13 protein-coding genes are annotated in these 12,275 nt (G+C 64.6%); 7 read left to right on the top strand and 6 right to left on the bottom strand.

Going from position 1 to position 12,275, the window contains the following annotated elements:
• Positions 1-216: 216 nt before the first annotated feature.
• The 5 genes from ACN0YL_RS00850 to ACN0YL_RS00830 form a co-directional block, all read right to left on the bottom strand.
• Complete coding sequence (locus ACN0YL_RS00850; protein ID WP_417496717.1) at positions 217-1,824, bottom strand: hypothetical protein; 1,608 nt, start codon at positions 1,822-1,824, stop codon at positions 217-219.
• A 178-nt stretch (positions 1,825-2,002) separates the two neighbouring features.
• A complete protein-coding gene (locus ACN0YL_RS00845; RefSeq protein WP_417496716.1) occupies positions 2,003-2,314 on the bottom strand; it encodes a DUF6522 family protein in 312 nt (103 codons plus the stop codon).
• Positions 2,315-2,321: 7 nt separating this feature from the next.
• Positions 2,322-4,634: an adenosylcobalamin-dependent ribonucleoside-diphosphate reductase gene (locus ACN0YL_RS00840; RefSeq protein ID WP_417496715.1), complete on the bottom strand. Its 2,313-nt coding sequence runs from the start codon at positions 4,632-4,634 to the stop codon at positions 2,322-2,324.
• Between the two features lie 88 nt (positions 4,635-4,722).
• Positions 4,723-4,956 carry a hexameric tyrosine-coordinated heme protein gene (locus ACN0YL_RS00835; protein WP_417496714.1) on the bottom strand — a complete coding sequence of 78 codons (234 nt, stop codon included), beginning with the start codon at positions 4,954-4,956 and terminating at the stop codon, positions 4,723-4,725.
• Positions 4,957-4,978: 22 nt separating this feature from the next.
• Complete coding sequence (locus ACN0YL_RS00830) at positions 4,979-5,404, bottom strand: Rrf2 family transcriptional regulator (RefSeq protein WP_417496713.1); 426 nt, start codon at positions 5,402-5,404, stop codon at positions 4,979-4,981.
• A gap of 136 nt (positions 5,405-5,540) precedes the next feature.
• On the opposite strand from ACN0YL_RS00830, the gene ACN0YL_RS00825 reads away from it, so the two are divergent.
• Entirely contained in the window at positions 5,541-6,020 is a 480-nt protein-coding gene (locus tag ACN0YL_RS00825) for a hemerythrin domain-containing protein (RefSeq protein ID WP_417496712.1), read from the top strand.
• A gap of 114 nt (positions 6,021-6,134) precedes the next feature.
• Positions 6,135-6,830: a 5-formyltetrahydrofolate cyclo-ligase gene (locus tag ACN0YL_RS00820; protein WP_417496711.1), complete on the top strand. Its 696-nt coding sequence runs from the start codon at positions 6,135-6,137 to the stop codon at positions 6,828-6,830.
• An 86-nt stretch (positions 6,831-6,916) separates the two neighbouring features.
• On the opposite strand, the gene ACN0YL_RS00815 is transcribed toward ACN0YL_RS00820, so the two are convergent.
• The gene (locus tag ACN0YL_RS00815) at positions 6,917-7,300 is read right to left on the bottom strand and encodes a hypothetical protein (protein ID WP_417496710.1); all 384 of its coding nucleotides are present in this window, start codon (positions 7,298-7,300) and stop codon (positions 6,917-6,919) included.
• 264 nt (positions 7,301-7,564) lie between these two features.
• Between ACN0YL_RS00815 and ACN0YL_RS00810 the strand changes: the two genes are divergently transcribed.
• Genes ACN0YL_RS00810 through rnd form a run of 5 tightly spaced genes read left to right on the top strand, consistent with a single transcriptional unit; the run spans position 7,565 to position 12,270 of the window.
• Positions 7,565-8,191: a TetR/AcrR family transcriptional regulator gene (locus ACN0YL_RS00810; protein WP_417496709.1), complete on the top strand. Its 627-nt coding sequence runs from the start codon at positions 7,565-7,567 to the stop codon at positions 8,189-8,191.
• A 43-nt stretch (positions 8,192-8,234) separates the two neighbouring features.
• Positions 8,235-9,020, top strand: coding sequence for a lysophospholipid acyltransferase family protein (locus ACN0YL_RS00805; RefSeq protein WP_417496708.1), 786 nt, complete (start codon positions 8,235-8,237; stop codon positions 9,018-9,020).
• A gap of 28 nt (positions 9,021-9,048) precedes the next feature.
• The gene (locus ACN0YL_RS00800; protein ID WP_417492350.1) at positions 9,049-9,756 is read left to right on the top strand and encodes a lysophospholipid acyltransferase family protein; all 708 of its coding nucleotides are present in this window, start codon (positions 9,049-9,051) and stop codon (positions 9,754-9,756) included.
• A complete protein-coding gene (locus tag ACN0YL_RS00795) occupies positions 9,753-11,069 on the top strand; it encodes an MFS transporter (protein WP_417496707.1) in 1,317 nt (438 codons plus the stop codon). The genes ACN0YL_RS00800 and ACN0YL_RS00795 overlap by 4 nt, the downstream gene beginning before the upstream one ends.
• Before the next feature lie 37 nt (positions 11,070-11,106).
• Complete coding sequence (rnd, locus tag ACN0YL_RS00790) at positions 11,107-12,270, top strand: ribonuclease D (protein ID WP_417496706.1); 1,164 nt, start codon at positions 11,107-11,109, stop codon at positions 12,268-12,270.
• The last annotated feature ends 5 nt before the right edge of the window (positions 12,271-12,275 follow it).

Genomic DNA, 12,275 nt, shown 5'->3' with positions numbered 1-12,275 from the left:
GCGAAATCCCTGTGATCATAACCCGCCGGGCCGAGGGGTGGACAAGTCTGCCCTGACATCATTGGCGCCAGGCAGCGGCTTTCCCGGCGAACGCTCCCGCTTCGATGGCCCGTGAGGCGAGCACGCCGTCGCGGACCGCGCCCTGCTTGGCAAGGATATCAGGGATCGCCCTGCCCGGCGTTGGCGGGAGCGGGATTGGAGATTCAGAGACTGCCCCTAAAGCCCCGAAATCCAGTCCTGACTCGATTGTGCAAGGCCGAGCAGACCTAAGCCGATCATATCCAGCCCCTGAAGCAGGACAGCGAGAACGAGAAGTCCGACGAACAGGGCGGCCATCACGGCCAGCACCACCTGGCCCGTCAGAACCAGGCTGGCCCCGAAACGACGCGCGGGGGTGAGATAAACCGGATTTTCCGGCAGGACCTGATTGACCGTCCAACGGGTCAGGCCCGGCACGGCACGCATCAGCGACAGCCCCCCAAGCGCCAGATTGACCAGCGAGGGAATGAAGGTGGTGAAAATCGTCAGGTGAATCCACCATACTCGGGGATCGCCCGGACTTGTCCGCATGATCTCGAGCAAGGTCGGCACATCAATAATGGTCGTGCCCGACAACCGATTGAGGGCCTCGATACAGGCCAGCGACGCCAGGAGAAGGCCTGCGAGCATCAGGGTAGCGGCGGCCAGATCGATGACAGCGTAGACGAAGGCATGATAGCCGCCTCGCCGGAGCCCAAGCCGCAACAGCCATCGCGTCAACCCGATCGAAGCCCAATCGAACACCGCATTGATGATGGGGAGCCCCCCAAGCAGGAGTAGGAGGATCAAACTGTCAGGTTCGGGCGTACCGCGAGCCAATCGCGCCAAAACTGCGATCGCCAGCAAAAAAAGAGCCATAAATCCGATAAGCATCTCGCAGTGATGACGCCGCCAGTACTTCACCGCGACGGTGGCTGCGAGTACGAATGCGAGTGGAACTGCGACTACAAGGGCAAAGACGCCTGCGCCTGTCGCCGCGAACGCGACTACAAATGCGACTGCGAATGCGACGACACCTGCAAGCCAGAGTGCGAGTGCGCCAGAACCTCCGAGCGCACCTTGGTCTGCGCCCCGGGATGCGACAGCGAACAAACCGATGCCCGGGACCCCGCCTGCGACTGCCAATGCAAATACGCCTGCGCCCGGGGCGGCGTCGAAGAGTACGCCCGCGACTGCGCCTGCACTTGCGACTGCGACTGAAAGCCACCGTAAAACACGCCACATGGCGCGCCGACAGACGGGCAGTGGGCGGGAGACCCATATCCAGGCTACTATCGATCCGGGCAATGGCAGCGCAGACAGTAGACGGGTGGCGCCGGAAACATCGCCCGCCATGCCCAATGCCGCCTCAACCGGACCGGACTGTCCCGTCACATACCAGACCAGCACCACACTCATCACCGGGTAGACGAGCGCGATCAACAGGCAGCGATCCAACGCGGCCCCGCTCCAATATCGGGACCAGCCAGATTCTGTGCCCGCCGCACTGCCCGCCGCGCCATCATAGAACCGGTCGACAGTATCGAGGGTTCGGGTGAGCATGGCCTCGTAAATCGCCGGAAACCAGCCGCCCGCCCCCAATCGAGAGCGCCAGTTGCCGTAGCCTTCACGCATGGCAGCAACGGCAGCATCCTCGCCGACATAGTCCTTGCCGGGGCGGAGCTGAACTTTAAAATAGTAGAAGAAATTTGCGAGGACCACCAAGCCCACCACGATCAAAACCCCGGCAGCGTAGGTCCCGAAGAGATCGGCCAGAAGCCGAAAATAGCTGTATATATCCAACAAAGGGCCGCTCCCGGTTCAACGCCAGATTAGCGGTGATGTCCGACAGCGCAACCTGGGAGCTAGCAGCCAACCCAATACTCGTGCCGGGGCAAGAGTCTCCAATGCATCAACACCGCCAGCAGGCCCCACCCAGACAAGCCGGCGGATCAGTTGCGCGCCGGACGCCCCCCCGGCCGATTTACCCCGCCCGCACCGGCGGCACCCAGTCGGGCGAGCCGAGCATATAGGGGCGTTTGGGGCGGCCCGTGACTTCCATCGACTTCGACAGCACGGCGCCGTCGGCAGCGAGGATGAGTTTGAGCATGCGGGTCTGGTGGCGGAAGCTGAGGCGGAAGCGGCCGGCATCGGTGTCCATGCCGGCTTCACACAGGCTGGTGATCTCGCCGGCCTGCATTTTCGCTTTCACTGCAGCCTGGTCGAGACCGAAGGCGGCGGCGAGGAGGTCGGCATCCACAGTGAAGTCGCCGGCGGTGATGGTGACGGGGCTCATCGCGGCCTCAGCTGCACTTGGAATAGCCGCAGCTGGTGCAGGTATTGCAGCCTTCCAGCTTGCGGATGGTGGGTTGATGGCATTTCGGGCAGAGCGGACCGGGTGGCCGCGTGGCGACCGCCTCGACCTCGGCCTGGCCGGCCGCGGCGCGCTGCGCCTCGGGCAGGATTGTCACCGGCGCCCCGACGCCCTCGATCATGTTGAGATGGCGTTCGATGACACCGCCGATCACGGCCAGCAGGCTTGGCTCGTAGCGGCCATTGACGAAGGCGCCGCCCTGGGGATCGAACACGGCGCCGAGTTCCTCGGCGACAAAGCGGACATCGCCGCCGCGCCGGAACACGGCCGAGATCATCCGCGTCAGCGCCAGCGTCCAGGCGTAATGGTCCATATTCTTGGAATTGATGAAAATCTCGAATGGCCGCCGCGTGGTGATGGTCGCGCCATCCTCGCTCTCGCGGGTCTCGAGAATATCATTGAGGGTGACATAGATCGCGTGCTCGCTCTGCGGCCAGCGGATCTTGTAGGTCTGGCCGGGCAATTCCTCAGGCCGGTTCATGAAGCCGGCCGGCGTCGCCCCGGCACCTGTTGCCCCGGAGACGGGTGCCGTAACCGCCGGCGCGTCCGGCTTGGACAGGACCGAGCCGGTGATGTCATTGGGCCGGTAGGTGGTGCAGCCCTTGCAGCCGAGATCATAGGCGAGCCGGTAGACCGATTTGAAGGCCTCGAAATCGATATCGCGCGGCAGGTTGATGGTCTTGGAGATGGAGCTGTCGACCCATTTCTGCGCCGCCGCCTGCATCACGACATGCTCGCGCGGGGTCAGCCCGTCGGCCTCGACGAAATAATCCGGCAGCGCCGCATCATCCCCGAACAGGGCGCGGTAGGTGAGATAGGCGAAATCGCGAACCTCCTCCTCGACGCGCGAGCCATCGGGCTGCAGGACCTTGCGGTTGAAGACATAGCCAAACACCGGCTCGACGCCGCCGCTGGTATTGTTGGCGAACAGCGAGATGGTGCCGGTCGGGGCGATCGAGGTGAGATGGCTGTTGCGGATGCCGTGCTCGGCGATCAGGGCGCGCACATCCGCGTCGAGCGCCTGGACCATCGGCGCCTTGAGATAATGCTCGGCCTCATAGAGCGGAAAGGCGCCCTTCTCGGCGGCGAGCAGGGCGCTGGTGCGATAGGCCTCATTGGCGATCAGGCCGAGCCAGCGATCGACCGCCGCGACGGCTTCATCGGAGCCATAGCGGATGCCACACATGATCAGCGCATCGCCCAGCCCGGTGACGCCAAGGCCGAGCCGGCGCTTGTTGAAGGCTTCCTCGCGCTGTTTTTCGAGCGGGAAATTGCTGACATCGATGACATTGTCCATCATCCGCACCGCAGTCGCGACGCAGGCTTTGAGGGCCTCGGGGTCAATGTCCGCGGTGTCGGTGAAGGGGTCGGCGACGAAGCGGCTGAGATTGACCGAGCCGAGCAGGCAGGCGCCATAGGGCGGCAACGGTTGTTCGCCGCACGGATTGGTCGCGGCAATCGTCTCCAGCCAGGACAGGTTATTGCTCTGGTTGATGCGGTCGATGAAGATCACGCCCGGCTCGGCGCAGTCATAGGTCGCCTGCATGATCGCGTCCCAGAGCTCACGCGCCCGCAGGGTCGAATGGCGCTTGCCATTGAAGTGCAGCGGCCAGTCGGCGTCCTGGTCGACCGCCTCGATCAGGGCGTCGCTGACGAGGACGGAGAGATTGAAATTGCGCAGCCGCGCCTGGTCGCGCTTGGCCTCGATGAAGGCGAGAATATCGGGGTGATGGTCGCGCATCACGCCCATCATCGCGCCACGGCGCGAGCCGGCGCTCATGATGGTGCGGCACATCGCGTCCCACACATCCATGAAGCTCAACGGCCCGCTGGCATCGGCATCGACGCCGGCGACATGATCGCCCTTCGGCCGGATGGTGGAGAAATCATAGCCGATACCGCCGCCCTGCTGCATCGTCAGCGCCGCTTCGCGCAACATGTCGAAAATGCCCGGCAGGCTGTCGGGGATGGTGCCCATCACGAAGCAGTTGAACAGGGTGACATTGCGGCCGGTGCCGGCGCCCGAGATGATGCGGCCTGCGGGCAGGAAACGGAAATCCTGCAGCGCGCTGCGGAATTCGCGCTTCCAGCGCGCCGCCTTCTTGCCCTCGCAGCGCGACAGCGCCTTGGCGATGCGCTCCCAGCTGTCCTCGATCGTGGCATCGACAACGCCGCTCTCGCCGCTCTTGAAGCGGTATTTCATGTCCCAGATATCGGTCGAGATTTTTTGCAGGGCGATCATGATGCTCTCTGTTGGGTGCGGGCCGGAAATCAGGCGCAAGGGGCGAAATATACGGGATTCCGGGCCCGTTGCCTGCCCGGATCGACGGTCATCTTGACGCAGACCAATAGGCGTTGGCAGCCGCGATGGTCGCGAAATGCGTGGCGATCACGGCGCTGACCGCGATCAGGGAATCGGCATTTTCCGCATAGTCGGGCCGCAGACGGTCGCGCACGGCAGCATCGCCCTGGGTTTTCTTGACGCTCATGCGCGCCAGCTTGATTGCCAGATCATAGCCCTCGCCCGGCGTTGCCGTGGTCAGGGTGGGAAGCCAGTTGTCCATCTCTTTGCTCTCCTCTTGCGGGTCAGGAATCGGCCATGGCGGCCAGTTGTGGCAGCGCAACATCGGCCAGGGTGGAGCGGTCGAGCTGGGCCAGGAAGGCCGTCTCGGCCTCGCGCAGCCGCGATTTGAGTCGGCAATGCGGGGTGATGGAGCAATTGCCGCCATCGGCGGCGAAGCAATTGACCAGCGCCTGGTCGTTTTCCAGCACCCGGATGATGTCACCCAGGCTGATCTCGCGGGCCGGACGGCCCAGCCGGGCGCCGCCGCCACCGCCGCGCCGCGTCGTGACGATGCCGGCCTGGGCCAGCGTCGCCATGATCTTGGTGAGATGATGCCGCGACAGCCCGAATTCATCGGCGAGTTCCGCGGTCGAATAGGCCCGGTCGGGGTCCGAGGCCATCCGCATCAGCGCCCGCAGGCCAAAATCGGTGAAGGAGGTCAGGCGCATGGCGAATCGACTCTCAATTGGTATTTACAATACCTATTAGCAGGGTCTATGCGTGAGGCAAGCCCTGAATTCAAAACCGCCGGAATGCCACCTGACCCTTCCTGTCCCGCCCCATCTTGCCCAAGGAGAGACCCGCATGACGCAAGACCTGCCCCCCGATGACCCGGCCGAACTCACCCGCTTTATCGAGACGCGCTACCACGCCATACACCGCGCCCAGCTGCCCGATCTGACGGCGATGGCGCTGCGTGTCGAGCGCGTCCATGCCGACGCTGCCAAGACCCCGCACGGGCTCGCCGACCTGCTTCAGGAATTGATAGGCGCGCTGGAAGTCCACATGAAGAAGGAGGAGCTGATCCTCTTCCCCGCCATCCGCCGCGGCGGCGCTTCAGGGCTGGAAAACCCCATTGCCGTGATGCGGACCGATCATGAGGACCACAAGGCGGAAGTCGCCAAAATCCTCACCCTGACCGACAATCTGACCCTGCCCGATGGCGCCTGCCGCACCTGGACGGCGCTCTATGACGGCCTGGAGATCTTCATCAGGGATCTGGACGCCCATCTCCAGCTCGAGAACGAAGTGCTGTTCCCGCAATTCGAGCCGGAACAGGTCTGAGCCGGACTCGGCAGGCCGCGCGAGCGCCGCGCCATCTTCCCGTCCAAGGCGGGCCATCGCATAATCGCCCGTCAAGCGCACCGGCCTGCCCGGCCGGCCCGGAGGACAAACCGAATGAGCGACGCCAAGGACAACTCACGCGGCTTTGCCTCACCGCCCTGCCTCGCCCACGAGATCGACCCGGCTTATGCGGATATGGTCGGGACCGATCCGCAGCAGGCGCTCGAGGTCACGCGCTGGCGCACCGCCGAACGTGCACGGCTGCTGGGCGAGCGGGCCGCACTGTCGCTGGCGGCGCGCAAGGCTGCCGCTGCCGCGATCACCCCGCGGCTTGATCAGCTGCTGGCGCGGCACTTTGACCGGCTCGACGGGCTGACGGTCTCGGCCTGGTGGCCGATCCGGGCCGAGCTCGATCTGCGGGACTGGCTCTCGAGCCTGGCCGCACGCGGCGCACGCGCGGCCCTGCCTGTGGTGACCACAAGGCACGCACCGCTGGAGTTTCACGCATGGACACCGCAGACGCCGATGACACGCGGTTTCCGGGATATCCCGGTGCCGGCCGCAGGCCCGGCCGTCATCCCCGACATCGTGCTGGCGCCGCTGGTCGGCTGGGATGGCGCCGGCTACCGGCTCGGCTATGGCGGCGGCTATTTCGACCGCACGCTGGCGGGCCTCGCCCCGCGTCCTCTGGCGATCGGGATTGGCTTCGAGGCGGCCCGTCTGGCCACGATTTTCCCGCAACCCCACGACATCGCCATGCAGGCGATCATCACCGAGACCGGCGTCGCTGCGCTGGATCCTGCACGCTGATCCGGCATCCGGGCGCAGCTGCTTCGACCCATGAAAAAGGCGGCACCGGTGACCGGTACCGCCCTCCTCGCAATCATCGGCCAGGATTATTCCTGGGGCATGGCGGCTTCAGGCGCCGCATGCATTTCATGCGTTCCAGCCGGTGCCGCATCGTCCTGCGGCATGTCCTGCATGCTGCCTTCATGATGCCCGGCAGCCGTGTCATCCTCGGGATGACGCTGCGCATGGATGATGTCGTGACAGGCGTTGAAGCGGGCGCGGGTCTCGTCGTCCATGCCGGCCAGAACGGCGTCATGGGCGGCGGTATCGCCTTCAGCGACACCGGCCATCAGGCCGTCATACAGCGCCATGCAGGCTTCCTGGGTCGGCGCGGTGGTTTCGCCGGCCATATGGTGGTCCATGGCAAGGGCCGACGAGCCGATCAGACTCAGGCTCGACGATGCCATCATGGCCAAAACGAACTTATTCATGGGGGTCTCTCTCCTGGATGACCAATGGGGCATTCGCCCCGGATATGCGCCCTGATGCTGTGTGGCACGGTAGCCGCGCCGGTCGTCAGGGCCCCTCACCATGCGCCCGCTTCTGCCTTCTCAGCAAGGGAAATCGGCAGCAATCCGCCACCCGGCTTAGAACATAATAGCGCGTGTAAGTAACTATTCACTTGCGTCAATCGGAAAGCCGTGACAAACGGCATGTGAATGAACGCTTACTTTCATGCCTGACGGAGACTGACCATGACCGGAAAACTTCGCGAAGACCTGTTTGAGGGTGCCGATCCGAATATCGGCGTGACCGCCCCGCGCGGCACGACCAAGGCGCGCATCGAGCGCGCGGCGCTGCAGCTGTTTGCCCGCCACGGCATGGACGGCGTCTCGATCAAGCAGATCGCCGAGGCCTGCACGATTTCCGACGGCGCCATGTATCGTCATTTCAAGAGCAAGGACGCGCTGGCGCGGCAAATGTTCGAGGCGATCCATGCCCGCCTGCTCGAGCTCGTCGCCAGCACGATCAAACCCGATGCCAGCCTGGAAGACACTGTCCATGCCGTCGTCGCCGCCTATTGCGAGCTGGCCGAGGCCGATCCGGCGCAATTCACCTACCACCTCACCCACCGCAACTACTTCATCGCGGCGAGCGGTGATGGCGGTGCCGATCCGTCCTCGGTGATGGCGGCCTGCGTGGCCGACGCGATGGCGCGCGGCGAGATCCCGGCCGGCGATCCGGAACTGGCGGCCGCCATGGCGCTGGGTCTGGTGATGCAGCCGGCGGAATACCGCATTTTCGGCCGCATCAAACAGCCGATGACCGAACTCATTCCCGTTTTCACGGCCGCCATCATGGCCGTGCTGCGCGCCGCCTGAGCGCCCTGCCCCTGATTTCGAACCCAAATTTCGGAGACACATCATGCGATCCCTGATCTTCAATCTCGCCTATTATACAGTCTCGGCCATCTATGCGGTTATCTGCGCGGTGCTGGCGCTGCTGCCGGGACGCAAAATCCTGATGCATGGCATACGCTCCTATGCCCGCATGACGGTGCTGCTGATGCGCTGGATTTGCGGGATAAGGGTGGAGGTGCGCGGCACGCCGCCGAAGAACCAGGCCGTGATCCTGGCCGCCAAGCACCAGTCCTGGGGCGATGGCCTGGTGATGATGGCCAAATGCGGAAATGTGAACTTCATCTGCGGCGACCACATGCTCAACTACCCGCTGATCGGCTGGGTGTTGAAACGCTGCGGCGCCATCGTGGTCTCCAACCAGGGCGGCCCCGAGGCCATGGCCAGCCTGCGCGACGGCGTGACACGCGCCCAGGGCGAAGGCTCGCCGCGCCCGATCCTGATCTATCCGGAAGGCCATCTCACTCCGGTCGGCACCGGCATGCGCTACCGCTCCGGCGCCTGGCAGCTGTCGTCACAGCTGAACCGTCATGTCGTGCCGGTCGCGACCAATCTCGGCCAGTGCTGGCCGCAACAGAAATGGACCAAGTTTTCCGGCGCGGCGGTGATCGAATTCCTTGAACCGATGGGCCCGAGTGCTGACCGCAACACCTTCCTGGCCGAGCTGGAGCTGCGCGTCGAAACCCGCTCCCGCGCCCTTGAGGCTGAATTTGCGACGCCGGACACAGAATCGGGTTCTGATCGCGCAAAGACAACAAAAACAAACGCGACCATGCATACACGCCTGGTTTGACTGAACAAGCAATCGCTGGGGTAGAGCAATGCGTTCGCTTCTCTTGAATATCGTCTTCTGGACCCTTTCGGGCGTGTTTGCCATCCTCTGCTATATTGCAGCCTGGCTACCGGGACGCCGCGTGCTGATGGCGACGATAATCGCCTATGGCAAGGCCACCCGCCTGTGCATGCACTGGGTCGGCGGCATCCCGGTCGAGGTGCGCGGCCAGCCGCCCGTCGGCGAGCCGGTGATCATCGCCGCCAAACACCAGGCCTATCCTGACGGGCCGCTGATGGTGGCGCTGGCCGGCGATCTCAACTTCGTCATCGGCAATGGCATCGAGAAATTCCCCATGGTTGACCGCATCGTCAAATGCGCCGGTGCCACCATGGTCGATGCCCAGGGCCATACCCGCGCCCAGGGCGCCTTGCAGCAGGCCGTCAGGCGCATTGCCGATGATCATCGCCCGCTCCTGATCTATCCGGAGGGCGGCATGGCCGCTGTCGGCGTCACCCGGCGCTACCGCAAGGGCGTCTACATGCTCTACGCCGAACTGGGCCGCGCCGTGGTGCCGGTCGCGACCAATCTCGGCCTGCGCTGGCCCGAGGAGGAATGGGAAAAACATCCCGGCCCGGCCGTGATCGAATTCCTCGAACCCATCCCGCCAGGGCTTCCTCGTGAAATCTTCATGCAACGCCTGCAGGATGTCATTGAAACGCGAACCCGCGAGCTTGAAGCGGAGGGACAATCATGAGTGCCAGAATCGCAGCCCAACTCGTCACCCAGAGACGTTTCCTGCCGCTGCTGCTGGCGCAATGCCTCGGCTCGCTCAATGACAATCTCTTTCGCTATGCCCTGGTGACCATGGTCACCTTCTCCGGGCTGACCCTGTTCGGGATCGAGCGCGACATCCTGGTGCCGATCGCGGCCTCGATGATCACCCTGCCGATCTTCCTGTTCTCGGCCATTGCCGGCCGGATGGCTGACCGGTTCGACCGGACCCGCATCATGCGCGTCACCAAGCAGATCGAGATCTGGATCATGCTGCTGGCCGCGCTCGCCCTCGTGCTGCGGCAACCCTTGCTGCTGCTGCCGACCCTGTTCCTGATGGGGACGCAATCCGCCTTTTTCACCCCGGCGAAGAATGCAGCCCTGCCCAGCCTGATGGCACCACACGAGCTGGTGCCCGCCAATGCGCTGCTCAGCGGCTTCCTCAATGTCTCGATCCTCGCCGGCGTGGCGCTGGGCACCTGGCTGGCGGTGCGCCCGCTGGGCCCGGAAATCATCGGCGGCGCCCTCGTCGTGATCGCCATTCTAGGCTGGCTGTCGGCGCGGCAATTGCCCCATGTCGACGGCGCCAATCCGGACCTGCCGCTGAATTTCAACTTCCTCGCCGAAACCGTCCGCGTCCTCGGCTATGCGCTCAAGGCACCGGAAGTGTTGCGGCCCCTGCTCGGCGCGGCCTGGTTCTGGATGCTGGCCGCCTCGATCATCACGCTGATGCCGGTCTTCACCGCCTCGGTGCTCGGCGCCGACGAGACCGTGGTGCTGTTGTTCAGCGCCCTGTTCACGGCCGGTGCGGCCATCGGTGCGCTGCTGTGCGGTGCGCTCAGCGGCAAGGGCGATGCGCTCGCCTTCTCGATCGCCGGCGCGATCGGGCTGGTGATCTTCACCACGGACGTCGCCCTGGCCACATGGTCCAATCCGCTGGTGCCCGAGGGCGCGCCGCTAATGGATGCCACCGCCTTCTTCGCCGAGCGTGGCAATTGGCGTCTGCTCGCCGATCTCGGACTGGCTGCCGTCTCGGCCGGCCTGTTCGTGGTCCCGCTGCAGGCGATGGCGCAGCGCCGCGCCGCGCCGGAGCTGCGTGGACGCCTGCTCGCCGCCGGCGGCATCATGAATGCGGCGACGGCGACGCTGGGCCAGTTCACCCTCGCCTTCATCGCCATGGGCCAGCTACCGATCCAGACCGCCTTCCTGCTGATTGCCGGCGGCAGCGCCCTGGTGGCGCTGGTCACGATCTGGCGGCTCAGCCTGCGCCGCAAGGCAGCGTCTGCGCCTCAATGATAGCCAAAAGCCGGCTCAGGCGCTAAAGGGCCAAGGCATGAACATTATCACGACAACAGACCAGCTCGCCCGGGCCTGCGACGCCCTCCTCCAGGCCGAACATGTAGCCGTCGACACCGAATTCATGCGCGAGACGGTCTATTGGCCTTCCCTGTGCCTGATCCAGGCCGCTGGCGGCGATACCGAAGTCATCATCGATCCGCTCGCCGAGGGCATTGATCTCGAGCCCTTCTGGGAATTGATGGTCGATGAGCGGGTGATGAAGGTCTTCCACGCGGCACGCCAGGATCTGGAGATTTTCTACAATCTCGGCGACGGGCTGATCCCGACGCCGATGTTTGACAGCCAGGTCGCGGCGATGGCGATCGGGCTGGGCGATTCCATCGCCTATGACAATCTGGTCCAGACCCTGCTCAAGCGCCCGGTCGACAAGGGTTCACGCTTCACCGACTGGTCACGCCGGCCGCTATCGGACAATCAGCTCGTCTATGCGATGGGCGATGTGACGCATCTGCGCGATCTCTACCCGATCATGCGCGAGCGGCTGGAAAAGAAGAACCGCACCGCCTGGGTGCAGGACGAAATGGCCATCCTGACCAGTCCCGACACCTATCGCATGGATCCGGAAGACGCCTGGAAGCGCCTCAAACTGCGCAAGATGCATCCCAAATGGCTTGCCGCCCTGCGCGCCGCCGCCGCCTGGCGCGAACGCGAGGCCCAGACCCGTGACATGCCGCGCCAGCGCGTGATGAAGGATGATGCGCTCTACGAGATCGCGACCCTGGCCCCGACCGAAGAGGGGCAGATGCAGGGCCTGCGCGCCGTGCCGCGCGGCTTCGAGCGCTCCAAACCGGCCGAACGGCTCTATGCTGACATGAAGGCCGCGATGGCCGATCCGGAAAGCTATGCGCCCAAGGTCGAAAAGCCGGCACCAACGCCGCAGGGCATTGGCCCGACCATCGAATTGCTCAAGGTCTTCCTCAAACTGGTCGCCGAAGAGGCCGGCGTCGCGCCGCGCCTGATCGCCACCATGCCCGACCTGGAAAAGATCGCCGCCAGCGACAATCCCGACGTGCCCGCCATGCGCGGCTGGCGCCGCGGTGTGTTTGGCGAACCGGCAATGGGCCTCAAACGCGGCGAAATCGCGCTGGCGCTCGAGGACGGCAAGGTCATCGCCAAACCGGTGGGCAACAAGGCCTGATCAGC

The organism is Maricaulis sp., from assembly GCF_048269565.1.
Taxonomy (GTDB): domain Bacteria; phylum Pseudomonadota; class Alphaproteobacteria; order Caulobacterales; family Maricaulaceae; genus Maricaulis.
The sequence above is the reverse complement of the archived record's forward strand: the minus strand, read 5'-3'. Positions and strand labels throughout refer to the sequence as shown.

Coding starts and splice junctions, on each gene's coding strand:
- ACN0YL_RS00830 (WP_417496713.1), bottom strand. CDS start 5,404: ATGCGCCTGACCTCCTTCACCGATTTTGGCCTGCGGGCGCTGATGCGG.
- ACN0YL_RS00840 (WP_417496715.1), bottom strand. CDS start 4,634: ATGATCGCCCTGCAAAAAATCTCGACCGATATCTGGGACATGAAATAC.
- ACN0YL_RS00810 (WP_417496709.1), top strand. CDS start 7,565: ATGACCGGAAAACTTCGCGAAGACCTGTTTGAGGGTGCCGATCCGAAT.
- rnd (WP_417496706.1), top strand. CDS start 11,107: ATGAACATTATCACGACAACAGACCAGCTCGCCCGGGCCTGCGACGCC.
- ACN0YL_RS00825 (WP_417496712.1), top strand. CDS start 5,541: ATGACGCAAGACCTGCCCCCCGATGACCCGGCCGAACTCACCCGCTTT.
- ACN0YL_RS00800 (WP_417492350.1), top strand. CDS start 9,049: ATGCGTTCGCTTCTCTTGAATATCGTCTTCTGGACCCTTTCGGGCGTG.
- ACN0YL_RS00805 (WP_417496708.1), top strand. CDS start 8,235: ATGCGATCCCTGATCTTCAATCTCGCCTATTATACAGTCTCGGCCATC.
- ACN0YL_RS00815 (WP_417496710.1), bottom strand. CDS start 7,300: ATGAATAAGTTCGTTTTGGCCATGATGGCATCGTCGAGCCTGAGTCTG.
- ACN0YL_RS00835 (WP_417496714.1), bottom strand. CDS start 4,956: ATGGACAACTGGCTTCCCACCCTGACCACGGCAACGCCGGGCGAGGGC.
- ACN0YL_RS00845 (WP_417496716.1), bottom strand. CDS start 2,314: ATGAGCCCCGTCACCATCACCGCCGGCGACTTCACTGTGGATGCCGAC.
- ACN0YL_RS00820 (WP_417496711.1), top strand. CDS start 6,135: ATGAGCGACGCCAAGGACAACTCACGCGGCTTTGCCTCACCGCCCTGC.
- ACN0YL_RS00795 (WP_417496707.1), top strand. CDS start 9,753: ATGAGTGCCAGAATCGCAGCCCAACTCGTCACCCAGAGACGTTTCCTG.